Origin of the sequence: Anoxybacillus flavithermus, assembly GCF_002742685.1 — a bacterium.
GTDB classification, from domain to species: Bacteria; Bacillota; Bacilli; order Bacillales; family Anoxybacillaceae; genus Anoxybacillus; species Anoxybacillus flavithermus_E.
In genome coordinates this window covers 12,477-36,860 of sequence record NZ_PEDM01000030.1, presented here as the reverse complement: position 1 = coordinate 36,860, position 24,384 = coordinate 12,477, and the positions used below count along the sequence as shown (strand labels likewise).

The window sequence follows — 24,384 nt, the reverse complement described above, 5'->3', positions numbered from 1 at the left end:
ACTGTAAATACAGCTTGTTGTACCGTCAACATGCGATTCACCTCCTTGTCTATCAATATTCACATCATAGACAGGAAAAGCAAAAAATATTCAGCTCACTTTATGATGTGGCTGAATAGTTACAAACGAGAAATGAACACTTATTAAAATACGGATATATTGAAAAATGAATGAGAGATTTAGTGATATAGCTAAATCTCTCATTTCTACTTAAAAGTGAATAAGGAAAGGAAGAGGGAGTTTGAGTACAAAAATGGTGGAAGTAAACTCGATGACACCTAAAGTCGAGGGGCACACAAAAATGAAAAAACATGTATGGAAAAAGAAAATTGTGCCGTACATTTTCATTGCTCCTTCTGTAATTTTGTTTTCAATTTTTATGCTTTATCCGATCGGTTACTCTCTCGTTATGAGTTTTCAGACAAGTGTCGGTGGGGAGATGACATTTAACGGTTTAGAAAACTATAAGCGTTTATTTAATGATGCTATTTTTTTAAAAGCATTAAAAAACACCTTTATTATTTTAGCGGTTCAAGTTCCGATGATGCTTTTTTTAGCGCTTATTTTAGCCGTCCTTCTTCACTCTTCACTTTTAAAATGGAAAGCGATGTTTCGTGTATCTTTTTTTCTACCAGCTGTTACATCGCTTGTAGCGTATTCAATCATTTTTTCAATTATGTTAATGAACGATGGGCTAATGAATCAACTGCTAGAATGGATCGGAATTGGCTCGATCCCATGGCTATCTCACCCATTCTGGGCGAAAGTATCCCTTATTTTAGCCATGACATGGCGTTGGGTCGGATATAATATGGTCATTTATTTAGCAGCTTTGCAAAATATTTCGGAAGATTTATACGAAGCAGCAAGTATAGATGGGGCAAGTAAAGTAAGGCAATTTTTTTCAATTACTATTCCTCAGTTAAAACCGGTCATTTTATTTACAGCTATTTTATCAACAATTGGAACACTTCAATTGTTTGATGAACCGTATACGCTTACAAAAGGGGGGCCAAGCGATGAAACGTTAACGATTGGAATGTATTTGTACCAAACAGGATTTCGTTATTTTGACTTTGGATATGCCTCAACCATTGCGTACGTTATTGTCGTTTTAATTGCTATTTTAAGCTTTATTCAGTTTAAAGTATCGGGGGATGAGCGATGAAAAAAATGAGTTTATATATTACATTGACTATTGGGGCGCTCATTTCGCTATTTCCATTTTATTGGGCGTTTATCGGTGCCACAAATGAGAGTGGAAAGCTTTTTTCGAAGCAGCTTTCATTTGTTCCGGGGACAAAACTCATTGAAAATGTGACAAATTTGAATGAATCTATCGGAATTGGTCGAGTGTTGTTTAACTCGTTGTTCGTTTCTCTTACGTATACGATTTTTAGTTTACTTATTTGCACGATGGCTGCATATGCATTTGCGAAATTTGAATTTAAAGGTAGAGACACGATTTTTGCTATTTTCCTATTGTCGATGATGATTCCATATCACGCAACGGTTATTCCGTTATTTAAAATGATGGCTGCATTCGGATGGCTAAATACGTATAAAGCACTCATTTTACCGAATTTAGCATATCCATTTGCTATTTTTTTAATGAGACAAAATATGTTAGCGTTCCCCAATGCTCTTATTGAAGCTGCAAGAATAGATGGGGCGGGAGAGTGGCGCATTTTCTTTCGTATCGTATTGCCGTCCATGAAACCAGCACTCGCAGCGACCGCCATTTTTCTATTCATGTATCAATGGAATAGCTTTTTATGGCCTTTAATTGCTGTGTCGTCAACCGATATGTACACGTTCCCTGTTGCACTTTCTAGTTTATTTGGTTTATCACGTATCGATTACGGGCAAGTGATGGCAGGGGTAACGTTAGCTACTGTCCCAATCATTGTTTTCTTTTTATCATTACAAAGACACTTTATTTCGGGTATGTTAGGAAGCGCGGTGAAGTAAAATGCCTATCTTTATTAATGAGTCGCTACGACAGTTTCATCTCCAAACGAAGGAGAGCAGTTATATTTTTTGTGTGTTAAAAAACGGCCAACTTGGTCATTTGTATTATGGAAAAAAAGTCAATCATCGTGAAAACTTTTCTCATCTATTTCAATTGCCAAATGAGCCAATTGGCAATGCAACATTTTTGTATAAAGGAGATCAAACGTTTTCCCTTGAGGTGATTAAACAAGAATATCCATCATACGGGACGACAGATTTTCGTGAACCAGCATTTCATATATGGCATGAAAATGGAAGTCGTATTACCCGCTTTGTTTTTCAATCATACAAAGTAATAAAAGGAAAACCGAAGCTTGACCGTCTTCCTGCAACATACGTAGATGATGGGAATGATGCAACGACGCTTATGATTACGTTATATGACGAAGCATCACGCGTACAGTTACAGCTACAATATAGTGTCTTTGAACATGAAAGTGTGATTACTCGAAGCGTTCGTTTAACAAATGATGGGCAACATCCGATCGCTATTGAAAGGATATTAAGTGCCGTTGTTGATTATCCAGATGCTCAATTTGAGATGATTCATTTAGATGGAGCGTGGATTCGTGAGCGTCATGTCACATCGCGAGCGTTGAAAAAAGGAGTTCAGTTTATTGATAGCAAACGTGGCACAAGTAGTTCACAGCATAATCCTTTTTTTGCTCTAAAATGTATCGAAGCAACAGAACATACTGGAGATGTATATGGCTTTAGTCTTGTATATAGCGGAAACTTTATCGCAGGAGTTGAGGTTGATCATTATGATGTTGCACGCGCTTTTATTGGCATAAATCCGTTTGATTTTCGATGGATTTTGCATCCAAATGAATCGTTTCAAACGCCTGAAGTCGTTATGGTATATTCACCTGCTGGATTAAACGGAATGAGCCAAACGTATCATCGTTTATATGCTTCTCATCTTGTGCGAGGACCTTGGCGCCATCGTCCGCGCCCTATTTTAATTAACAACTGGGAAGCAACGTATTTTCAATTTCATGAAGAAAAACTATTAACCATTGCTGAGTCAGCGAAGGAGTTAGGGGTTGAATTGTTTGTTTTAGACGATGGGTGGTTTGAAGGAAGAAATGATGATACGACATCACTAGGGGATTGGACTGTAGATCTGAATAAAATTCCAAATGGGTTATCGGAGCTTGTTAAAAGAATAAATGAAAAAGGTCTAGAGTTTGGTATTTGGATAGAGCCAGAAATGATATGTGAAAAAAGTAGATTATATGAGCGCCATCCAGATTGGGTGTTAAAGGCTCCGAATTGTTCAACAATTTCACATGGAAGAAATCAGTACATTCTTGATTTAACAAGACGAGATGTTAGAGATTATTTGTATCATACGATTTGTAATTTGTTGGAAAGTGCTAATATCACATATGTGAAGTGGGATATGAATCGAAACATGACGGAAATTGGTTCTTCTTCACTCGAAGCAAGTAGACAAGGAGAAGTTGCCCATCGTTATATTCTCGGACTATATGAATTGCTCGAGCGACTTACAAATAAATTTCCATATGTCTTATTTGAATCTTGTGCTAGCGGCGGAAATCGTTTTGATCCCGGTATGCTTTACTATATGCCGCAAAGTTGGGCAAGTGATAATACAGATGCATTCGAACGCGTCAAAATTCAATATGGAACGACGCTCGTTTACCCAATTAGTTCCATAGGTGCACATGTATCCGCTGTACCTAACCATCAAACCGGACGAGTGACGCCTTTAAAGACAAGATGGCATGTGGCTATGTTTGGAGCGTTTGGTTACGAATTAGATCCTGCAGCATTAAGTGAGCAAGAGAAGCAACAAGTGAAAAAACAAATTTCCTTTTTTAAAAAATATCGCACGCTTTTGCAGTATGGCACGTTTTATCGTTTAATGAGCCCGTTTGAAGGAACGGATGCAGCATGGATGGTTGTTTCCGAAGACAAAAGAGAAGCTATCGTTGCATTTTACCGTTTTGTCGCAAAACCAAACCCTTCATTCATGAGGATATACTTAAAAGGATTGGATGCAGAGTGCAAGTACGAAGTGATGATGGAAGGGAAAACACAAATCATTTATGGTGATGAGCTGATGCATATCGGTCTCTTCCTCCCACCGTTTTATATGGGAACGATAAAGACGAAGGAGACGAGAATGATGGGGGATTATGTATCTTGTTTGGTGGTGTTAAAGGCAGTAGAGGAGGAGAAATCAAATGAATGAGTTAGTACGTGATTTTATTCAGTTATTCGGTCAAGGTGAGAGAGAGACTTTCACTTTCTTCGCCCCTGGTCGTGTCAATTTAATCGGTGAACATACTGATTATAACGGAGGGTATGTGCTCCCTTGTTCATTGCATATCGGAACGTATGCAGTTGCTCGATTAAATGATGAGGGGATTATTCGATTGTATTCGAAAAACTTCCATGAAGATGGAATTGTCTCCGTGACAAAAGACGAACTTGCATATGACGATCGCCATGGATGGGCGAATTATCCGAAAGGAATCATTCGAGCACTTATGCCGAAAGATGTACAAAATGGGATTGACGTCTTATACTATGGCAACATTCCAAACGGGGCAGGGCTATCTTCTTCTGCTTCTATCGAGCTCGCTACCGCCGTTATGTTGAACGAGTTGTTTCAACTTCGTATGGAGATGATGGGATTGGTAAAAATTAGTCAAAAAGTCGAAAATGAATATATCGGTGTTAACTGCGGGATTATGGATCAATTTGCGGTCGGCATGGGGAAAGCAGGGCATGCGCTACTACTCGATTGCCAAACGCTTCAATACGAATATTTGCCACTTTCTTTGGAAGATTGCTCGATTGTGATTGCTAACACAAATAAAAAGCGAGGGTTAGCGGATTCAGCATATAACGAGCGCCGTGCGACATGTGAACAGGCGCTTGCGAAATTACAGCGCTATGTAAGCATCCACTCTCTTAGTGATTTAACGATCGAGCAGTTTCACCAATATGCGCACGTTTTGTCACCGATAGAACAAAAACGAGTGCGTCATGTCGTTTCGGAAAATGAACGGACGAAACAAGCTGCCTCTGCTTTACAAAAGGGAGATTTGCATACGTTTGGACAATTCATGCGCAAATCACATGAATCATTGCGTGATGATTATGAAGTGACGGGAAAAGAGTTAGATACGCTCGTGGAGGCAGCGTGGAAACATAAAGGGACGATTGGGGCACGCATGACAGGAGCGGGGTTTGGCGGTTGTACAGTAAATATTGTAAAAGACGATCATATTCCGTCGTTTATCGAAGAAGTTAGGAAAATGTATGAAATGGAGATAGGGTATGCACCAAGTTTTTACGTAGCGAAAATTGGTGACGGGGCCAAACAGCTTACAAAAGAAGGAGAGGGCTTGTAATGATTCTTGTTTGTGGTGGGGCAGGCTACATTGGAAGTCATGCGGTGTATCGTTTCATTGAAAAAGGAGAACAAGTCGTTGTTGTCGATAATTTACAAACAGGACATCGAAAAGCTGTTCACCCAGATGCGCTGTTTTACGAGGGAGATATTCGTGATCGTCACTTTTTAAGCGACATATTTAAAAAGCATGAAATAAATACAGTAATTCATTTTGCAGCTAACTCTCTTGTCGGTGAAAGTGTGAAAGCGCCATTAGCGTATTACAACAACAATGTTTATGGAACAGAAGTGTTACTTGATGTCATGAATGAACATGGCGTCAAACAAATTGTTTTTTCCTCAACAGCTGCTGTATATGGAGAACCAAAACAAATTCCAATTCAAGAGGAAGATGAAACAAATCCTGAAAGTCCGTATGGTGAAACAAAACTAGCGATGGAAAAAATGATGAAGTGGGTCAACATCGCATACGGGATTCGCTACATTTCTTTACGATATTTTAATGTTGCTGGAGCGTACGGAACGATAATTGGTGAAGATCATCGGCCAGAGACACATTTAATTCCACTTATTTTACAAGTACCGTTAGGAAAACGAAAAGAGATTCATATTTTTGGAGATGATTACGATACGCATGACGGTACGTGCATTCGTGACTACATTCATGTGTTAGATTTAGTAGATGCCCATATGTTAGCGGTAGAAAAACTAAGAAACGGTGGAGAAAGTGACATATACAATTTAGGAAATGGCAACGGATTTTCTGTCAAAGAAGTTGTGGAAGCAGCACGTCGCGTCACAGGACATCCGATTCCTACAAAAATTGTACCAAGACGACCTGGAGATCCTGCACGCTTAGTTGCTTCATCGGAAAAAGCAAAACGCGAACTCGGCTGGCAGCCGAGATACAGAGCGATTGAGGAAATTGTTGCTTCCGCATGGGAGTGGCATGAAGCGAATCCGAACGGATATGAAGAGGTGTAAGCGATGGTAAACATTTATGAAGAAATTGAAGCGCTTATTCAATATGCACTTTATCATCGTTTAATCGAACAAGAAGATGTCATTTATGCGCGCAATCGACTGCTAGCTTTGTTAAAGCTGGATGAATGGAAACAAGTTAATGTGATACCGTCCTCGGATCGCCCACTCGTTTCCATTTTGCAACGCATAATCCATTGGGCTGAAGTGCATGGGCAATTTGCTGGAAAGACAGTGACAGAACGTGATTTATTTGATACAGAAATGATGAATTGTTTTGTGGCGCGTCCGTCTACGATTATTCAAACATTTTATGAAAAATACAAACGCAATAAACAAGAAGCAACAACTTGGTTTTATGAACTGAGTCAAGCGTCCAATTACATTCGTGTAGACCGAGTGATGAAAAATAGACGATGGAAAGCGCGTACGAAATACGGAGATATGGATATTACAATCAACTTATCGAAACCCGAAAAAGATCCTCGCGATATTGCGCGCATGAAGGAGACAAAAGAGCAGCATTATCCTGCTTGCTTGTTATGCATCGAAAATGAAGGGTACGCAGGAACAATTCGTCATCCTGCGCGAGCGAACCATCGCATCATTCCAATTGATTTATGTGGAGAACGTTGGTTTTTTCAATATTCACCTTACGTTTATTACAACGAACATTGCATCGTGCTTCGCGATAAGCATGTACCGATGAAAATGGAAAGAAAAACGTTTGAACGGTTGCTTGATTTTGTCGATCAATTTCCGCATTACTTTATCGGTTCAAATGCAGATTTACCTATTGTAGGAGGATCGATTTTATCGCACGATCATTTTCAAGGTGGACAATATACATTTGCGATTGAAAAAGCTTCAGCTGATTTTTTATTCACACTTCCAGCTTATCCGCATGTACAAATGAGCGTCATTCGTTGGCCGATGTCGGTGATACGTATAAGCGGAACAAAACAAGATGTGTTAGAAGTGAGTGACTTCATCTATAAAGAATGGCAAACGTATAGCGATCCGAAAGTAGGTATATATGCGCAAACAAATGGCGTACCGCATAATACAGTCACACCAATTGCTCGTAGACGCGAGGAATTATACGAGATGGATATCGTGTTAAGAAACAATCGCACATCAGAGAAATATCCGTACGGCATTTTTCATCCGCATGAGGAATTGCACCATATTAAAAAGGAAAATATCGGTTTAATTGAAGTCATGGGGTTAGCGGTATTGCCTAGTCGATTAGCGGATGAATTAGAGAGTGTAGCGATATATATGACAAATAAAACGCCGAAAGAACAATGGGAACCGGCATTATTGAAGCATTGGGAATGGGTGCAGGACATGATGGAAAGAAACCCTGTCATCAATGATGTCCATGAATTATTAAAAGAAGAAGTGGGAAAGCGATTCGAACAAGTGCTTGAACATGCAGGTGTATTTAAACGAACGGAAGAAGGAAAGGAAGCGTTTCATCGTTTTATTCGTCATATTCAAGAACGAAATAACTAAAGACGGAGGAGAAAACATGTATGTAGGAGTGGACTACTATCCAGAATATTGGCCAAAAGAAATGATCGATGAAGATATTCAAGGAATTAAAGCGCTTGGGGCTAACATCGTTCGCATCGGAGAATTTTCTTGGCATTTAATGGAGAGAACAGAAGGGAATATTGACTTTTCTTTTTTTGATGAAGTAGTTAAAAAGTTGAAAGAAAACGGACTTTCGATCATGTTTGGTACGCCGACCGCAACGTTTCCAGCTTGGTTAGCAAAAAAACACCCAGATATTTTATCGAAAGACGAATATGGACGTACTCGTGTATTTGGAGGACGACGACAATATTGTTTTAACTCGAAAACGTATCGCTCATATGCAGCCAATATAACAGAACAACTTGTTAAACATTACAAAGATGAGGAAGCAATCGTTGCTTGGCAAATTGATAATGAATTCGGACATGAAGGAAGCGATATGTGTTATTGTGAGCAGTGCCATCGTGAGTTTCAGCAATTTTTGAAAGAAAAATATAAACAAATTGACGCATTAAATGAAGCGTACGGAACAATTTTTTGGGGACAGACGTATAACGATTTTTCAGAAATTCCGATACCAACGAAAACAATTACAACACATAATCCGTCTTTACAGTTAGATTGGGCTCGTTTTCGTTCGTTTTCCGTCAACCGTTTCGCTCATGAAATGACAAACATTGTGAAAAAACATAAAGGTTCTCATCAGCAGGTCACGACAAACGTATCTGGCGGATTTTTTTATAAATGGTTTGATCACGAAGAAAATGTGCGCCACATGGACTTCGTGTCTTATGATAACTATCCTGTATGGGGAGGACTAGATGAGCCAATTTCTCCTGCAGCGATTGCGATGAGTCATGATTTTAATCGCGGGTTGCTCGGGAAAAATTATTGGATTGTTGAAGAACTGATGGGAGCGCAAGGGCATGAAATGATTGGATATTTACCGCGACCGAATCAAGCAAAAATGTGGTCGTATCAGGCGTTCGCCCACGGATGTACGAATATGTTATATTTTAGTTGGCGAGGAATGGATCGAGGAGCAGAGCAATTTTGTTATGGAATTGTAGATCATAGCAATGTGCGCGGAAGAAAGTATAAGGAAGTACAATCTGTTTTTTCACATATTCCGAAATTTGAACATGTGTTACAATCACCCATTCAAGCGAATATCGCTGTTTTATATGATTATGATAACATTTGGTCGTGGCGTTTTCAGCCGCAAAGTAAAGCGTTTGATTTTACAACAGAACTTCTTCGGTTATATGAGCCATTTTATCGTTTAAATACAAATATCGACGTCATTCCTGTTTCACGGGATTTTTCAACATATAAAGTACTTATCGTTCCTGTATTACAAATCATTGACGAACAATTAGCCGAAAAACTGAAAACGTTTGCTCGATCTGGCGGGACAATTATATTTTCTTTCCGAACGGGGTTAAAAAATAAACAAAATAATATTCATTTTAAACATGTATTACCTGCGCACGTGAGCGACTTTGTCGGTGCGCATATTCACGAAGTAGAATCGCTCGCATATCGTCATGTTCCAATCATCGGTGAAGGACGATGGCAAGGTAAAAAGGCGATGTGCTCTGTGTGGCGAGATTTGCTTGAACCAACAACAGCGAATGTATTATATCGATATGATGACCCGTTTTATCCACTTGCCGCGATAACAGAAAATGAATATGGTAATGGGAATGTTTATTATATTGGTGGAGGAATAGATCGCCATGTTCTTGATGATCTCGCCAAAGACATTGTGCAAAAACATCGTATATGGCATGTAGAAAGCGACGAAGGTGTTGAAGTATATCGACGTGTATGTGAAGATGGAGAGTATATGTTCGTCCTCAATCATACAGATCAAGAAAAACAATTTCGCGATTTGATCCTCAAACCGTACGATAGTCAAATCGTTAAAATTTAGCATAAATAAAGGGGTGGCATCGATGGCTACATTGAAAGAAATTGCCGAGAAAGCAGGGGTTTCGGTCGCCACTGTATCGCGTGTACTAAACTACGATACAACGTTATCCGTCTCGGATGAAACGAGAAAGCGCATTTTTGAAATTGCCCAAGAGCTGAACTATAAAACGCCTCGGGAACGCAATCAAATGAGTGCAAAAGACCGACTTCGCTTCGGGGTGGTGAACTGGTATTCGGAATCTCAAGAACTTGACGATCCATACTACATGGCTGTTCGCCTTGGTGTTGAAAAGGAATGTTTTCGCCGTCAAATTGAGTTAGTCAAATTATTTAAAAACGGAGGCTCGTATGAATCGGAGTGGTTGACAGGTTTAGATGGGATTATAGCGGTCGGGAAGTTTGGGAAAAGGGAAATTGACTTGTTTGCATCTGTTACCGACCATATCGTTTTTGTTGACTATTCGCCTGATGAAGATCGCTTTGATTCTGTCGTTGTCGATTTTCGAAAAGCGACAGCTCGCGTTCTTCAATATTTAATTGATCTCGGTCATAAACATATCGGCTATATTGGAGGGCGTGAATATGTTGATGACGGTCATTTAATTCAAGATGAGCGTGAACGTACATTTTACGAATATTTATATTTGCGAGGTATGTTCATTCCCGAATATGTTTTCACCGGGCGTTTTATTGCAGAAGATGGATATATGTTAATGAAACAAGCACTTCAGCTGCCGAATCGGCCAACTGCGTTTTTTATCGCAAGCGATTCGATGGCGATTGGAGCGTTGCGGGCGCTACATGAAGCGGGGATTGATGTTCCAAATGAAATAACGGTTGTCGGCTTTAACGATCTCCCTACATCCAAATTTGTTCAGCCTCCATTATCAACTGTGCAAGTTTACACGGAATTTATGGGAGAAACAGCGGTTGAATTGCTTGTCGAACAAATTCAAACGAAAAGAGACATTCCGAAAAAAATTGTCGTTCCAACGAAACTTGTTGTGAGGGAAAGCAGCTGTGCCCATACAGTAAAGAAATAGCTTCCACTTTGGTGAGAGCTATTTCTTTTAACATGTGCAAAAGGGGAATAAACATGAGACTTGTACAAGAACAACGAACAGAAATCAACGGTCAACCGATCATCGCATTTACACTTGCAAATGGCCATGGAATGGAAATCACTTGTTTAAACTACGGTTGTATCATTACAAGCATAATTGTTCCTGATAAAAACGGAAAAGATGAAAATGTCGTTTTAGCATTTGATGATTTCACTTCCTATTTGATAAACCGTCCATACTTAGGAGTTGTCATCGGGCGAGTAGCAGGAAGAATAAAAAATAGTTGTTTTGAATTAAATGGAAAAACATACAAGCTACATGCAAATGAAAACAAAAATCATCTGCACGGTGGAGAGAAAGGCTTTCATCATGTCATTTGGCAAGCGTCAGCATTTTCAAAAAAAGAAGAAGTCGGTGTGCGTTTTTTGCATCGAAGTGTTGATGGAGAAGAAGGATATCCAGGAAATGTTGATGTTCAAGTCACATATACACTAAATAATCAAAATGAGTTCATCATTTCTTATCACGCCATTTCGGATCAAGACACTCCGTTTACATTAACAAATCATACGTATTTCAATTTAAGCGGTAACGTAAAAAGAGATATTTTGCAACACGAATTAAAAATAAAAAGCGATCGCTTTTTACCGTTAGATCATGAATTTATCCCAACTGGAGAAATAAAAGATGTGGCGGGTACACCTTTTGATTTACGTCAAGGAAAAGTGCTAAAAGAAGTAATCGATTCAACAGATCCGCAAATTGTTTTAGTCGGGCAAGGATATGACCATCCATTTTTGTTAAATGCTCATCATGATGAAGAAATTGTTTTATGTGACAGAGAAAGTGGGCGAACACTGATTGTCGAAACAGACGAACCAGCGGTAGTCGTGTACACAGGGAACCAGCTTCCTAATGAAGAAACGATAAACGGTGTACCATCGCGCAAATATTTAGGGGTTTGTTTGGAGACGCAAGCATTGCCAAATGCCGTGAATTATTCTCACTTCCCGTCTTGCATATTGCGTGCAGGAGAAGTGTATTCATCAACGACAAAATATAAGTTTTGTGTTGTTGACGGAAAATAGCCTTCAACGCGAAGGCTATTTTTTTACGGCTTCTTCTAATGTCGTAAGCATTGATTGTTTTTGTTCATCTGTTGCATGATTCCATAATGCTTCAAACAAGACGCCAAGACCAGGCAAATATTTTTCTTCTCCTTGTTGAATCGCATCAACAATTGTATGCTCGAGTTGGTCTTTTGAGCTGTTTGCAACATTGGCCATGACGGCACCACGTAAGTTAAAGTCCATTTGGTTCACTCCATTCTTTATGTATTGCGTACGTAGTTTTTGCTATAATGATAACTACTATTCATCAAAGAGGAGAGATAAAAATGGAAAAAGCAACATTTGCCGGCGGATGTTTTTGGTGCATGGTCACGCCGTTTGAAGAGCTTGATGGGATTTACGGCATCGTTTCTGGATACACAGGCGGTCATGTTGAACATCCGACGTATGAACAAGTGAAAACAGGAACGACAGGACATTATGAAGCGGTGCAAATTACGTTTGATCCCGATGTGTTTCCGTATGAAAAATTGTTAGAGTTATATTGGTGTCAAATTGATCCGACGGATGACGGTGGGCAATTTCACGACCGTGGCCCACAATATCGAACAGCGATTTTTTATCATAACGAAAGACAAAAAACATTAGCGGAGCAATCGAAAAAACAATTAGAAGAAAGTGGTCGTTTTTCCAAGCCGATCGTAACAGAAATTTTACCAGCGACAACGTTTTATCCAGCAGAAGACTATCATCAAAATTACCATAAAAAAAATCCGAAACATTACAAAGAAGACCGCGCTGCCTCAGGTCGCGATGAATTTATTGCGAAACATTGGGGGAACAACGAGTGAAACGAATTGAATCACCGAAAAATGAGCGAGTGAAGCAATGGAAAAAACTTTTAACGAAAAAAGAGCGCGAGAAAACGGGGCTATTTTTAGTAGAAGGATTTCATTTAGTTGAAGAGGCAATAAAAAGCGGCGTTCATATTGAAGAAATCATCATCGCTGAACATGCGACTATTCCAGCAAGATGGAACGTTGCGCATATTCCGATGACGATCGTGACAAATGACGTGATGAAAGCAATTAGCGACACGGAAACACCGCAAGGCATCGCAGCGGTATGCAAACAATTGCATTGGAACGTCGCTGATGTACAAACAGCATTGTTCATCGACGCCGTACAAGATCCGGGGAATGTAGGGACAATCATTCGTACCGCAGATGCCGCAGGAGTAGACGTCGTTGTTGTTGGTGAAGGGAGCGCAGATATATATAATGCAAAAGTGATCCGTGCTACGCAAGGTTCGTTATTTCATTTTCCTGTGATAAAAGGAGACATCGGACAATGGATGGCTCGCTTTCAAAATGAACATATTCCGATTTATGGAACATCACTTCAAAACGGAGTAGACTATCGATCTGTATCACCCTCGTCATCGTTTGCATTAATCGTTGGAAACGAAGGAAGCGGTGTGAACGATAAGTGGCTACAACAAACAACTGCCAACTTATATGTGCCGATTTACGGGCAGGCAGAATCGTTAAACGTAGCCGTTGCGACAGGAATTTTACTTTACCATTTGCAGAAAAAATAAACGCAACCTTGCACGTTATTCCCCATTTGCTTATAATAAATGAAGAATTTCATCATACAAAAAACGATGATCGAGAAGAGTAGCTTGCCGATCGCCATTCAGGGAGAAAACGCCATAGACTGCGAGCGTTTTTATGGTAGAAGCAAGTGAATTCACCTCGGGAGTTGGCGCTTGGACCATTTTGCGCATGCAAAATGTAAAGGCGTTCCGGTGTAGACCGTTATCTGAATGAAGTGAGCTATGCGAACGACATAGCTAACAAGGGTGGTACCGCGAGTGCACTCGTCCCTTATTAAGGGGCGAGTTTTTTATTTTTTATACATAATAAGGAGGGATTTCACATGAAAGAACGGTTACAACAGCTTCAACAAGAAGCGCTTGAAAAAATTGAACAGGCAAACGATTTAAAAGCGCTTAATGACGTACGTGTGGCGTATCTCGGCAAAAAAGGCCCAATTACAGAAGTGCTGCGCGGCATGGGGGCGTTGTCGCCTGAAGAGCGTCCGATCATGGGAGCGCTTGTAAACGACGTGCGCGAAGCGATTCAACGAGCGTTAGAAGCAAAACAAGCAACACTTGAACAAGCAGAAGTCGAGAAAAAACTAGCGGCGGAAGCGATTGATGTGACACTTCCAGGGCGTCCGATTAGACGTGGCAATCATCATCCACTCACGCGCGTCATTGAAGAAATTGAAGATTTATTTATCGGCATGGGCTATACAATTGCCGAAGGTCCAGAAGTGGAGCAAGATTACTACAACTTTGAAGCGCTCAATTTGCCAAAAGGTCATCCGGCGCGCGATATGCAAGATTCGTTTTATATTACAGAGGAGATTTTGCTGCGCACGCATACGTCACCAGTGCAAGCAAGAACGATGGAAAAACATCAAGGACGCGGTCCTGTAAAAATCATTTGTCCGGGAAAAGTGTATCGCCGCGACAACGACGATGCAACACATTCCCATCAATTTACACAAATTGAAGGGCTTGTTGTAGACGAAAACATTCGCATGAGCGATTTAAAAGGAACGTTACGTGAATTTGCGCGCAAAATGTTTGGGGAAGATCGCGACATTCGTTTCCGTCCAAGCTTCTTCCCATTTACCGAACCGTCTGTTGAAGTCGACGTGTCATGTTTTAATTGCGGCGGGCACGGATGCGGAGTATGTAAAGGTACTGGCTGGATTGAAATTTTAGGGGCAGGGATGGTTCATCCGAACGTGCTCGAGATGGCGGGATTTGACTCGAAAAAATATACCGGTTTTGCGTTTGGTATGGGTCCAGAGCGTATCGCAATGCTCAAATATGGCATTGATGATATTCGCCATTTTTACCAAAACGATCTTCGTTTCTTGCAACAATTTAATCGGGTGTAAAGGGAGGTTTCATGGATGTTCGTTTCATATAAATGGCTACAGGAATATGTGGATTTAACAGGCATTACCGCAAAACAATTAGCCGATCGCATTACAAAAGCAGGGATTGAAGTAGAAAGAGTCGAGGTGCGCAATAAAGGAATACAAGGGGTTGTCATCGGACATGTCCTCGAGCGTGAACAACATCCGAACGCCGATAAACTAAGTAAATGTCTTGTCGATATCGGTGAAGGGGAGCCAGTGCAAATTATTTGCGGGGCGCCGAACGTCGCAAAAGGACAAAAGGTTGCCGTTGCTAAAGTTGGTGCTGTATTGCCTGGCAACTTTAAAATTAAACGCGCGAAATTGCGCGGGGAAGAATCAAACGGCATGATTTGTTCGTTACAAGAGCTTGGCGTGGAGTCGAAATTAGTACCGAAAGAATACGTTGATGGCATTTTCGTTTTCCCAAGCGATGCACCGGTCGGAGCGGATGCGCTAGAACTCCTTTACTTGGATGACGAAGTGTTAGAACTTAGTTTAACACCAAACCGCGCCGATTGTTTAAGCATGATTGGCGTTGCTTATGAAGTGGCAGCGATTTTAGGACGGAGCGTGAAGCTTCCGACCATCGAACTTCACGAAAACAATGAAAGTGTTCATGATTATATTTCTGTCCGTGTCGATGCACAAGAAGATAATCCGTTATATGCAGGGCGCATTGTGAAAAACGTAAAAATTGGCCCATCGCCGCTTTGGATGCAAGCGCGTTTAATGGCAGCTGGCATTCGACCGCACAACAATGTCGTTGATATTACGAACTACATTTTACTTGAATACGGTCAGCCGCTTCATGCGTTTGACTACGATCGCCTCGGCTCAAACGAAATTGTCGTTCGCCGCGCAAAAGAAGGCGAAACGATTGTGACGCTTGATGATGTAGAGCGCACGCTGACAGAAGAACATCTTGTCATTACAAACGGCAAAGAGCCTGTCGCTTTAGCTGGTGTAATGGGTGGGGCAAACTCGGAAGTGCAAGATGACACGACGACGGTGTTTATTGAATCGGCTTATTTTACAAGCCCGGTCATTCGCCAAGCGGTCAAAGACCACGGATTGCGCAGCGAGTCGAGCACACGGTTTGAAAAAGGCATCGACCCAGCGCGCACGAAAGAAGCGCTTGATCGCGCAGCTGCGTTAATGGCGGAATATGCTGGCGGGGAAATCGTTGGCGGCGTTGTCGAAGCGAATACATTACAACTAAAGGATGTCGTTGTTACGATTACGTTACATCGTATTAATCGCGTGCTTGGCACAACCATTACGAAAGAAGAAGTTGCGAATATTTTAACGAACTTGCAATTTACATTCACAGAAGATAACGGAACGTTTACGATTACCGTTCCATCGCGCCGCCGCGATATTGCTATCGAAGAAGACATCATCGAAGAAGTAGCGCGTTTATACGGATACGATCATTTACCAGCAACGCTTCCAATCGGCGAAGCAAACCCGGGTAAGCTCACCCCATATCAAGCAAAGCGCCGCAAAGTACGCCGGTATTTAGAAGATGCGGGATTATTTCAAGCGATTACGTACTCGCTCACGAACGAAGCAAAAGCAACGATGTTTGCGCTTGAAACGGCGGAACCGATTCGTTTGGCATTGCCGATGAGTGAAGAACGCAGCGTCTTGCGCCAAAGCTTAGTGCCGCACTTATTGGAAGCGGCAAGCTACAACCGCGCCCGCCAAGTCGAAAACGTCGCGCTATACGAAATCGGCTCGGTATATTTAGCTAACGGTGAGCACGAACTGCCAAACGAAAAAGAACGTCTCGCCGGCGTTGTGACAGGCGTATGGCATGCGCATGTATGGCAAGGGGAGAAAAAAGCGGTTGACTTTTATGTTGCAAAAGGCATTTTAGATGGTTTATTTGCGTTGCTAGGATTAGAGAACCGCTTGGAATACAAACAAGCAAAACGCGAGCATCTTCATCCAGGGCGTACAGCTGATATGTTGCTAGACGGAAAAACAATCGGTTTTGTTGGTCAGCTTCATCCTATTGTACAAAAACAATTTGATTTGAAAGAAACGTATGTGTTTGAGCTAGACCTTGAAGCGTTATTGAACGTGGAAGTAGATGACATTCGCTATACCGCAATTCCACGCTTTCCGTCCATTACCCGCGATATCGCCCTTGTCGTCGATGAACATGTCGTCGCGGGTGAGTTGCAAAAAGCGATTATCGCAGCGGGTGGTGAACTGTTGAAAGACGTATCGATTTTCGACGTCTACAAAGGAGACCGCCTCCCAGAAGGCAAAAAATCGATCGCCTTCTCGCTCCGTTACTACGACCCAGAGCGGACGTTAACGGATGAAGAAGTCACAAACGTTCACGAACAAGTCATCAAAGCTGTCGAACAACAATTCGGCGCCACATTGCGCGGGTAAAACGAAGCCCCCATCTGATGCACGAGCATTGGATGGGGGTTTTTATGTCCTTGGCGGATCGGTGAGGGCGTTTTTTGTCCAGTCCGCCAAAATTGGCGGGCGCACCGTCAAAAAAATGGCGGGGTTCGACAGCAAGTTGGCGGTGAAGGAGGGAGAAAATGGAGGTATAATGAGGTTGAATAGGAAAAATATTTATAAGGGAGGTACTGTTATGAAAAGGAAAATAACTAGGCTAGGAGTTATGTGTCTGGCATTAGTAGCATTATTATCGCCAGAGGTGGGACAAGCACGTGACACAGACTATACTACTGGAGCTGATTTTTCTTGGTCACCTTATATTTGGTCATTGGGTGCCTATCGTTCTTCTAGTGATTCTTCCTAAGTAATAGGTTATCTCAATAATGTAAAATTTGATAGCGAGGCGGCAGCAATTCATAATGCTGCATACTATTTGACTTTTGAAATTAACAATACAACAGACAATGTTCCGCATAGTGGGTGGTTCTCATCAAACCTTCCGAATGTCGGCTTTGATACAGATGACGATGATGGAGATGGTAGAGCTGAAGAAGCTGAAGCATACGAAACAGGTGATGCAACTATTTACGCTGATAAGCCATATTATTTTCAGACTTCTTGGAAAAGTGCATCTGGTAAATCAGGGAAAATGGATTTTATTATTCAGCGTTCAATCTATAATCCTTTTAGCGGAGAGATGGAAGGATATCATTATGACTATCTAAATAGTTATAATTGGTCATTATAAAGGGGGAACTTATAATGAGAAATTCATTTTCAAGAGTCCTTCTGACGGGAGTTCTTGTAACAGGATTTGTTGGTAGCGCTGTTTACGCATCGGAAAATAACGATGAAAAGAAAGAGACAAAAAGACAATACTATCAAGTATTAATAGAATCGAAAAATATCGTAAGATCAGGGAAAATTAAGGTTGAAGTTGTGAAAGAAAAAGTACATAGTGCGGAGGTAGAGGTAAATCTTATTGTCCAATCTCAATTACTAGATCAGGAATCATTGGGAGAATATCGCGAAAAAATGTTTCAGTATCTAAAATTTTTGCATAATAAGGGGTACAAAAAAACATCTGCAGTAATTACCCTTAATTCTCCACTAAAACTAAACAACTTTGAAGAGTTTGTAAAGGATAAAAATATAGAAGTAGAACGTTTTTATATTCGTACTATCGACAAAAACGGCAATTTAGGGACGATCAGCGGCATTCCAAGTGAAAATGACTTAGTACCAGAAGATAAGACGAAAGAATTTTTAAACGGTGCAGAAGTTGTAGGTGTCTACTCAATTGAAGGAAACATCCTAACTGATGAAACAGCTTTTAATCAGTTAAGTAAAGATAATAATGTATTCCTAGCAGATATATCAAAGAAAGTTATTGAAGAGGAAGTATTAAATTCTATTGATTTCAAAAAATTAAAAGATAAAAATGAAAAAATCCATATTGATGTAAATATCCCTAATTTCTATTGGTTTATCGAAAAAAATGAGTAACTGTAGTTGAAGTAAATTTACAACCTATAAACTGGTGAAAGATGATCGAGATCGTCAAAAATCTTTTCAGAAATAGATGATGTTTGTAAAAAACTAATCAAACTCGTAGTTCTAGTTCTCAACTAGCACTACGAGTTAATTTATCTATTATGTGAGGTGTTCTTAACATGCATCGGCATTTGCCTTTGGAAGAAGAAGTGATGAACATGTTAATTGGTGGTTTTTCCACAGTAATGTTCATTACAATTGTTATGGTAATTTTCCTTTGGAGAAGGAATCAAGCACAAAGATCAGCATTTTTCTGGATTTTCTTACATTTTGTATCGTTCTCTATTGCGGTATACTTGGCATTAAAAGCCATTTCTTTTGGCATTAATCATCCCATGTCGTCAGAAGAAATTTCCCTTCTTTTAGGTGAATCAGGGGCATTATGGGCAGGAAGTATGATTTGTCTGTTAGTTGGTATTTTTAAACTTTCAAAAGTAACGAAGGACGATAAAAAATAAGGTTCTGTAGTTGGACAATTTTCACTACTTTGTAACACACTATTTCAGAACTAATTTCTTAAAATTATGAATAAAAAATATTGGAAGCACGGTCATCGTCTTGTGGCATACGGAACATCGATAACGAGCAATCCAAATCCGATAAGCTTCTTGCCCCACTAACAACAAGAGTATAATTTTAAAAAATTAGGAGTGAAATGATGTTCAATCCAGAACTTTATTTTTATTATATTTTGCTACCTACTCTTTTAGTTTTTACTCATTTGTTCCATAAAAGAACAAAAGATTTATCTAAAACACTCCTTATTACAATTACTGCACTTTTTTTCGTATCCGTAGTTTGCAGTGTTAGTTTAGCACTTAATTATTATCAATCTTGGATGATTCTGGCTTCATCGCGTATCCCTCACTTTTTTCACCATTATACCACACATCACTTCATCATTGACTATTCCGTGTTTCATAGTTATATTATTAAATAGTTAAACAATTGAACTATTTTGACAGGAGGCATGAAGTGTTGGAGAGAAGCATACAACAATTTATTGAACGTTATTTATCCGTTTCGTTTCTTGTTCATAAACGAGGGGCTGCGTTGATGAAATGTGAATTGGACGATATTACGCACGATCAATATTATGTATTGCGCTACATACATAAGCGTGGGGTGTGTACATCGACGGAATTGGCGGACGTGTTTGCGGTGAATAAAAGCGCGATTACAGCGATGACAAACCGTCTTGTCGAAAAAGGAATGATTGCACGTGGCAAAGATGAAGATGATCGTCGTGTTATTGCACTTTCGCTGACAGAAAAGGGAAGGAAATGGCTTGAAGAAACAGAGCAAAATGTGTATGAACTTGTGGAAACAATTATGACAAAGCTTTCACATGAAGAAATTGAGCAGTTTATTCAAACGTATGAGAAGCTAGCAATGATTTTACAAGAAATGGAGGAAAACAAATGAAAACGATTATTCGCGGAAAATGGGTCGTTTTACTCGCGTGGGTTGTCGCCGCTGCCGTGCTCATTATGACTGCTCCGAATATGGCGCAACTCGTGCGCGAAAAAGGGCAAATTACCGTTCCAGACGGCTATTCGTCTTCGCTTGCAAGCGAGTTATTAAAAGAAGTACAAAAGCAAGAAAATAAGGAAGGGGAAATGAGCGCCGTCCTCGTCTTCCATCGCAAAGAAAGATTGCAAGAAAAGGATTGGAACGAAATTGAGAAGGCTATTGAACAACTGCAAGCGAAAAAAGAATCGCTCGGTTTAATACAAATTGTGTCACCGCTTGATGACAGCTCGCTCAAAGAAAAGCTCGTTTCAAGAGATGAAACAACGGCACTTATTTCGCTTCAATTAGAACGAAACAAACGCACTGCAAAAGAAATAAGCACAGCGCTTTATGATGTGATCGAGAATATTGATGTACCGCACTATTACACAGGTAGTTGGATGATTGATGAAGATGTTGTCGAAAGTTCACAAGAAGGGTTGAAAAAAACGGAAGGCATTACCGTCATTTTTATTTTAGTCGTTTTATTTCTTGTGTTCCGTTCGCTCGTCGCTCCGTTTGTGCCGTTGTTAACGGTCGGATTGACGTATATCGTGTCGCAAGCGATTGTCGCTTTTCTCGTCGACCGCGTTGATTTTCCACTTTCTACGTTTACACAAACGTTTTTAGTTGCCGTTTTATTCGGAATTGGCACAGACTATTGCATTTTATTGCTTAGCCGTTTTAAAGAAGAGTTAGCGAAGCGAGGAGATCGAACTGAAGCGATTATCGCGACATATCAAACAGCAGGAAAAACCGTTATTTTCAGCGGATTGGCGGTCATGATCGGATTTGCGTCCATCGGCTTATCGACATTTAAATTGTATCAGTCCGCCTCCGCCGTTGCGGTTGGTGTCGTTGTGTTACTTGTTGCGCTCGTGACGCTTGTGCCGTTTTTTATGGCTACACTTGGTGAAAAGCTGTTTTGGCCGATGAAAGGTGCGCTTGAACATAAACCGAGTAAATTATGGGATGTGGCAGGGCGTTTTTCTTTTGCTCGTCCGCTATGGGCGCTTGCGATTGTCGCGGTCATTACCTTGCCGATTTTATTGACGTACGATAGCAAACTTTCCTTTAACTCAATGGCGGAAATTGGAGACCGTTATCCTTCCGTTAAAGCATTCAACATCATTTCTTCTCATTTTAGCGAAGGAGAAGCAATGCCGACGAAAATCGTTATGAAAAATGACGAAGCGATGGATGACGAACAATATTACTATTTAATAGAAAAAATTAGTCGCGAAGTAGCAAACATTGATGGTGTGAACGCTGTTCGCTCGGTGACGCGCCCGCTCGGAGAGCCGATTGATCAATTGTTTGTGACAAAACAAGCAGAACAGTTAAAAGAAGGGCTTGGAAAAGGGGCGGACGGCATCGGACAAATTCGTTCTGGCTTAAGCGAAGCGAGCAGCGAAATGGCGAAGTCTGCTCCAACGTTAGCTCAGGCGACAGGTGGTATTCACGAGCTCGTCAACGGAACGTCAAAATTGAAAACGGGAATGACTGATTTACAACAAGCATTGAAGCAATTAGAAGAAGGAGTACGAAGCGGAGCGATTGGTGCCGCTGATCTTGAAAAAGGATTACAGACGATACAAACGAATATGAAAAAGCTACATGATGGTGCGAACGAATTGCGAAAAGGATATGAGCAGGCAACCGATGGACTGCGTCAACTCGGCGAACAGTATGAACAAATTGAAAGTGGATTACGTGCCATCTCGGAACAGCTACCAACCCTTTCTCAGTCGCTCAACCGCATAGAAGAACGTCATACGAGTTTGCGCGAAGATGCGGAGTATGCCCATGTGAAGCAAGCGATTGAACAAATGAGTACGGAAATGAACACATTGTCTGGGGCTCTTGTTCAAGTGAACGACGCGTTACAAAATGTTCAATATGGTTTACAACAAGCAAATGAATCGTTTGCGACAGTAATAAACGGACAACAAGCACTTATTACCGGAATGGATGAAGTGATCGCTGGACTTGAAAAGCTTCGTTTCGGATTAGAGCAAGCAGCAAATGGGCAAGGGCAAATCGTTCAACGTTTGCCGGAAGTGACAAACGGGCTAGCGAAAGTAAACGACGGTCAACAGCAATTGCTTACAGGTTTTTCGCAACTCAATGATCAAATGGATCAACTCATTTCAGGACTAAATCAAAGCGTCAATGGATTGCGACAAGTAGAAAATGGATTGCAGTCCGCAAAACAGTACGTTTCTGACTTAGCGAATGCGCCAGATGAAGAAATGGCAGGATGGTATATGCCGCCACAATTGTTGACGAGCGAGGAATTTGCGCAAGCAAAGGAAGCGTATATGTCGAAAGACGGGAAAGTCGTGACGTTCGACGTTGTTTTTTCGTCCAATCCATATGAAACAGAGACGATGGAAAAAATCGCAGAAGTGAAAGAAGCGATCGCTCGGGCAGTGAACGGCACGAAACTTGAACATGCGAAAGTAGGTGTTGGTGGCGTGACAAGCATATACTCAGATTTACGCGACATTTCTGCTGCCGATTATGCTCGAACATCGGTATTTATGCTTGCAGGGATTGCGATCATTTTAATTGTTCTTCTTCGCTCGTTCATTATGCCAGCGTATTTAATGTTATCGCTTATTTTAACGTATTATACGTCGATGGCATTCACTGAACTTGTATTTGTCAATATGCTTGGATACGAAGGAATAAACTGGGCGGTTCCGTTTTTTGCGTTCGTTATTTTAATGGCGCTTGGCATTGACTATAGCATTTTCTTAATGGATCGCTTTAATGAATATCGCGACAAAACCGTTCAAGAAGCGATGCTTGAAGCGATGCGTCACATGGGAACAGTCATTATTTCCGCAGCGGTCATTTTAGGAGGAACGTTTGCGGCGATGTATCCATCAGGTGTGCTATCATTATTGCAAATTGCGACGATTATTTTAACAGGCCTTTTCTTATATGCGCTTATCGTTTTGCCGTTATTTATTCCGGTGATGGCAAAAACGTTTGGACGGGCGAATTGGTGGCCATTTATGAAGTGAGAGCGGGTGTTGATGCTCGCTCTTTTGTGATATAATGTAAAAAAATAGTTGTTGGAGTGAAACGAAGTGAGAAAAATGAATATGTCTGAGCTAAACGATTGGATTTTTTCACGCAAAGGACATGTGGAACGAGATATATTAAAAGATGGAAGAGGACAACACGTCCGCTTGCGCCCACGAGACAAAGAAGAAATGCGCATATTAGATGAATTATGCATAAAAAGATGGAAAAAAGCGGAGCAAGAAGGAAAAATTAGATATTTAAACGAACGAGTGTGGTATTATGAATTCGATTAAAGAAGCACAAGAAAAACTTCAGTCGCTTCGAACGAAAACATCGTTTGAGAAAATGGTTCAAGTTACAGCCATTTTAACTAAGCTGTTGGAGCCACATCGTATACGTCCCATTATTGTTGGCGGGCTTGCGGTTGAAATATATACGCGTGGCGATTATACGACTGTAGATATCGATTTAATTGTTAGTGATCGTGAAAAAGCGGGACAATTGCTTCACCAACTTGGTTTCACTCCGTCAGGAAGACATTGGTATCACGATGAATTGTTTGTTAGTGTGGAAATTCCAAACGATGTACTAGAAGATGCTGATGATGATAAAGTAATTGAGTTGAAGTTAGAAGATGGGTTGCATGTATATGTCATCGGAATTGAAGACATTATATTAGATCGCCTGCGCGCATGTGTCCATTGGAAATCGAAATCCGATTGCGAATGGGCAAAAAGAATGGTTCTTCTTCATAAAGAGCGACTAGATTGGGCATATATGAAACAAGTAGCGAAAAAAGACGGAACGAGCGAACAACTGGAGCAATGGTTTTAGATGAGAGCGGGTGTTGATGCCCGCTCTT

At 40.8% G+C, this 24,384-nt stretch carries 21 protein-coding genes and 1 other annotated feature; of the genes, 20 read left to right on the top strand and 1 reads right to left on the bottom strand.

All coding sequences use genetic code 11. The features are described 5' to 3' along the window. The first annotated feature begins 301 nt into the window (after positions 1 to 301). The 9 genes from CS060_RS11500 to CS060_RS11460 are packed head-to-tail and all read left to right on the top strand — an operon-like array spanning position 302 to position 12,014. Positions 302 to 1,168: a carbohydrate ABC transporter permease gene (locus CS060_RS11500; RefSeq protein WP_099668982.1), complete on the top strand. Its 867-nt coding sequence runs from the start codon at positions 302 to 304 to the stop codon at positions 1,166 to 1,168. Beyond that, the gene (locus tag CS060_RS11495) at positions 1,165 to 1,971 is read left to right on the top strand and encodes a carbohydrate ABC transporter permease (protein ID WP_035047708.1); all 807 of its coding nucleotides are present in this window, start codon (positions 1,165 to 1,167) and stop codon (positions 1,969 to 1,971) included. The genes CS060_RS11500 and CS060_RS11495 overlap by 4 nt, the downstream gene beginning before the upstream one ends. A gap of 1 nt (position 1,972) precedes the next feature. Further along, complete coding sequence (locus CS060_RS11490; protein WP_035047711.1) at positions 1,973 to 4,234, top strand: alpha-galactosidase; 2,262 nt, start codon at positions 1,973 to 1,975, stop codon at positions 4,232 to 4,234. After that, entirely contained in the window at positions 4,227 to 5,402 is a 1,176-nt protein-coding gene (locus tag CS060_RS11485; RefSeq protein WP_035047713.1) for a galactokinase, read from the top strand. Before CS060_RS11490 ends, CS060_RS11485 begins: the two co-directional genes overlap by 8 nt. After that, complete coding sequence (gene galE / locus CS060_RS11480; protein WP_035047716.1) at positions 5,402 to 6,388, top strand: UDP-glucose 4-epimerase GalE; 987 nt, start codon at positions 5,402 to 5,404, stop codon at positions 6,386 to 6,388. Before CS060_RS11485 ends, galE begins: the two co-directional genes overlap by 1 nt. Before the next feature lie 3 nt (positions 6,389 to 6,391). Next, entirely contained in the window at positions 6,392 to 7,903 is a 1,512-nt protein-coding gene (galT, locus tag CS060_RS11475) for a UDP-glucose--hexose-1-phosphate uridylyltransferase (RefSeq protein WP_035047719.1), read from the top strand. A gap of 16 nt (positions 7,904 to 7,919) precedes the next feature. Beyond that, on the top strand, positions 7,920 to 9,863 hold the full coding sequence (locus tag CS060_RS11470; protein WP_035047721.1) for a beta-galactosidase: 1,944 nt from the start codon (positions 7,920 to 7,922) through the stop codon (positions 9,861 to 9,863). Positions 9,864 to 9,885: 22 nt separating this feature from the next. Then, the gene (locus CS060_RS11465) at positions 9,886 to 10,905 is read left to right on the top strand and encodes a LacI family DNA-binding transcriptional regulator (protein WP_099668981.1); all 1,020 of its coding nucleotides are present in this window, start codon (positions 9,886 to 9,888) and stop codon (positions 10,903 to 10,905) included. 53 nt (positions 10,906 to 10,958) lie between these two features. Next, positions 10,959 to 12,014, top strand: coding sequence for an aldose epimerase family protein (locus CS060_RS11460; RefSeq protein ID WP_099668980.1), 1,056 nt, complete (start codon positions 10,959 to 10,961; stop codon positions 12,012 to 12,014). 15 nt (positions 12,015 to 12,029) lie between these two features. On the opposite strand, the gene sspI is transcribed toward CS060_RS11460, so the two are convergent. Further along, entirely contained in the window at positions 12,030 to 12,239 is a 210-nt protein-coding gene (gene sspI, locus CS060_RS11455) for a small acid-soluble spore protein SspI (RefSeq protein WP_006323508.1), read from the bottom strand. Between the two features lie 83 nt (positions 12,240 to 12,322). Between sspI and msrA the strand changes: the two genes are divergently transcribed. The 11 genes from msrA (at position 12,323) to CS060_RS11390 (ending at position 24,356) form a co-directional block, all read left to right on the top strand. Continuing rightward, positions 12,323 to 12,847 (top strand): peptide-methionine (S)-S-oxide reductase MsrA, encoded by a 525-nt coding sequence (msrA, locus tag CS060_RS11450; RefSeq protein ID WP_021093804.1) that lies wholly within the window; start codon positions 12,323 to 12,325, stop codon positions 12,845 to 12,847. Beyond that, positions 12,844 to 13,596: a TrmH family RNA methyltransferase gene (locus CS060_RS11445; RefSeq protein ID WP_035047724.1), complete on the top strand. Its 753-nt coding sequence runs from the start codon at positions 12,844 to 12,846 to the stop codon at positions 13,594 to 13,596. Before msrA ends, CS060_RS11445 begins: the two co-directional genes overlap by 4 nt. A gap of 57 nt (positions 13,597 to 13,653) precedes the next feature. Continuing rightward, positions 13,654 to 13,889, top strand: a binding site (T-box leader). 48 nt (positions 13,890 to 13,937) lie between these two features. Next, the gene (pheS, locus tag CS060_RS11440) at positions 13,938 to 14,972 is read left to right on the top strand and encodes a phenylalanine--tRNA ligase subunit alpha (protein WP_099668979.1); all 1,035 of its coding nucleotides are present in this window, start codon (positions 13,938 to 13,940) and stop codon (positions 14,970 to 14,972) included. 15 nt (positions 14,973 to 14,987) lie between these two features. Continuing rightward, positions 14,988 to 17,402, top strand: a complete 2,415-nt coding sequence (pheT, locus tag CS060_RS11435; RefSeq protein WP_035047726.1) for a phenylalanine--tRNA ligase subunit beta — start codon at positions 14,988 to 14,990, stop codon at positions 17,400 to 17,402. Between the two features lie 451 nt (positions 17,403 to 17,853). Next, the gene (locus CS060_RS11425; RefSeq protein ID WP_035050189.1) at positions 17,854 to 18,168 is read left to right on the top strand and encodes a hypothetical protein; all 315 of its coding nucleotides are present in this window, start codon (positions 17,854 to 17,856) and stop codon (positions 18,166 to 18,168) included. 14 nt (positions 18,169 to 18,182) lie between these two features. Further along, positions 18,183 to 18,926: a hypothetical protein gene (locus CS060_RS11420; RefSeq protein WP_099668976.1), complete on the top strand. Its 744-nt coding sequence runs from the start codon at positions 18,183 to 18,185 to the stop codon at positions 18,924 to 18,926. 167 nt (positions 18,927 to 19,093) lie between these two features. Continuing rightward, positions 19,094 to 19,432, top strand: a complete 339-nt coding sequence (locus tag CS060_RS11415; RefSeq protein ID WP_035050193.1) for a hypothetical protein — start codon at positions 19,094 to 19,096, stop codon at positions 19,430 to 19,432. A 520-nt stretch (positions 19,433 to 19,952) separates the two neighbouring features. Then, entirely contained in the window at positions 19,953 to 20,399 is a 447-nt protein-coding gene (locus CS060_RS11405) for a MarR family winged helix-turn-helix transcriptional regulator (RefSeq protein WP_082180228.1), read from the top strand. After that, a complete protein-coding gene (locus CS060_RS11400; RefSeq protein ID WP_035045941.1) occupies positions 20,396 to 23,518 on the top strand; it encodes an efflux RND transporter permease subunit in 3,123 nt (1,040 codons plus the stop codon). The genes CS060_RS11405 and CS060_RS11400 overlap by 4 nt, the downstream gene beginning before the upstream one ends. A 75-nt stretch (positions 23,519 to 23,593) precedes the next feature. Next, positions 23,594 to 23,815, top strand: a complete 222-nt coding sequence (locus CS060_RS11395; RefSeq protein ID WP_231563484.1) for a hypothetical protein — start codon at positions 23,594 to 23,596, stop codon at positions 23,813 to 23,815. Then, complete coding sequence (locus CS060_RS11390) at positions 23,802 to 24,356, top strand: DUF6036 family nucleotidyltransferase (RefSeq protein ID WP_035045937.1); 555 nt, start codon at positions 23,802 to 23,804, stop codon at positions 24,354 to 24,356. Before CS060_RS11395 ends, CS060_RS11390 begins: the two co-directional genes overlap by 14 nt. Positions 24,357 to 24,384: the final 28 nt, after the last annotated feature.

Excerpts from the sequence above, each read along its gene's own strand:
- CS060_RS11500 (WP_099668982.1), top strand. The coding sequence starts at position 302 with ATGAAAAAACATGTATGGAAAAAGAAAATTGTGCCGTACATTTTCATT.
- CS060_RS11495 (WP_035047708.1), top strand. The coding sequence starts at position 1,165 with ATGAAAAAAATGAGTTTATATATTACATTGACTATTGGGGCGCTCATT.
- CS060_RS11490 (WP_035047711.1), top strand. The coding sequence starts at position 1,973 with ATGCCTATCTTTATTAATGAGTCGCTACGACAGTTTCATCTCCAAACG.
- CS060_RS11485 (WP_035047713.1), top strand. The coding sequence starts at position 4,227 with ATGAATGAGTTAGTACGTGATTTTATTCAGTTATTCGGTCAAGGTGAG.
- galE (WP_035047716.1), top strand. The coding sequence starts at position 5,402 with ATGATTCTTGTTTGTGGTGGGGCAGGCTACATTGGAAGTCATGCGGTG.
- galT (WP_035047719.1), top strand. The coding sequence starts at position 6,392 with ATGGTAAACATTTATGAAGAAATTGAAGCGCTTATTCAATATGCACTT.
- CS060_RS11470 (WP_035047721.1), top strand. The coding sequence starts at position 7,920 with ATGTATGTAGGAGTGGACTACTATCCAGAATATTGGCCAAAAGAAATG.
- CS060_RS11465 (WP_099668981.1), top strand. The coding sequence starts at position 9,886 with ATGGCTACATTGAAAGAAATTGCCGAGAAAGCAGGGGTTTCGGTCGCC.
- CS060_RS11460 (WP_099668980.1), top strand. The coding sequence starts at position 10,959 with ATGAGACTTGTACAAGAACAACGAACAGAAATCAACGGTCAACCGATC.
- sspI (WP_006323508.1), bottom strand. The coding sequence starts at position 12,239 with ATGGACTTTAACTTACGTGGTGCCGTCATGGCCAATGTTGCAAACAGC.
- msrA (WP_021093804.1), top strand. The coding sequence starts at position 12,323 with ATGGAAAAAGCAACATTTGCCGGCGGATGTTTTTGGTGCATGGTCACG.
- pheS (WP_099668979.1), top strand. The coding sequence starts at position 13,938 with ATGAAAGAACGGTTACAACAGCTTCAACAAGAAGCGCTTGAAAAAATT.
- pheT (WP_035047726.1), top strand. The coding sequence starts at position 14,988 with ATGTTCGTTTCATATAAATGGCTACAGGAATATGTGGATTTAACAGGC.
- CS060_RS11420 (WP_099668976.1), top strand. The coding sequence starts at position 18,183 with ATGAGAAATTCATTTTCAAGAGTCCTTCTGACGGGAGTTCTTGTAACA.
- CS060_RS11415 (WP_035050193.1), top strand. The coding sequence starts at position 19,094 with ATGCATCGGCATTTGCCTTTGGAAGAAGAAGTGATGAACATGTTAATT.
- CS060_RS11400 (WP_035045941.1), top strand. The coding sequence starts at position 20,396 with ATGAAAACGATTATTCGCGGAAAATGGGTCGTTTTACTCGCGTGGGTT.
- CS060_RS11395 (WP_231563484.1), top strand. The coding sequence starts at position 23,594 with ATGAATATGTCTGAGCTAAACGATTGGATTTTTTCACGCAAAGGACAT.
- CS060_RS11390 (WP_035045937.1), top strand. The coding sequence starts at position 23,802 with ATGAATTCGATTAAAGAAGCACAAGAAAAACTTCAGTCGCTTCGAACG.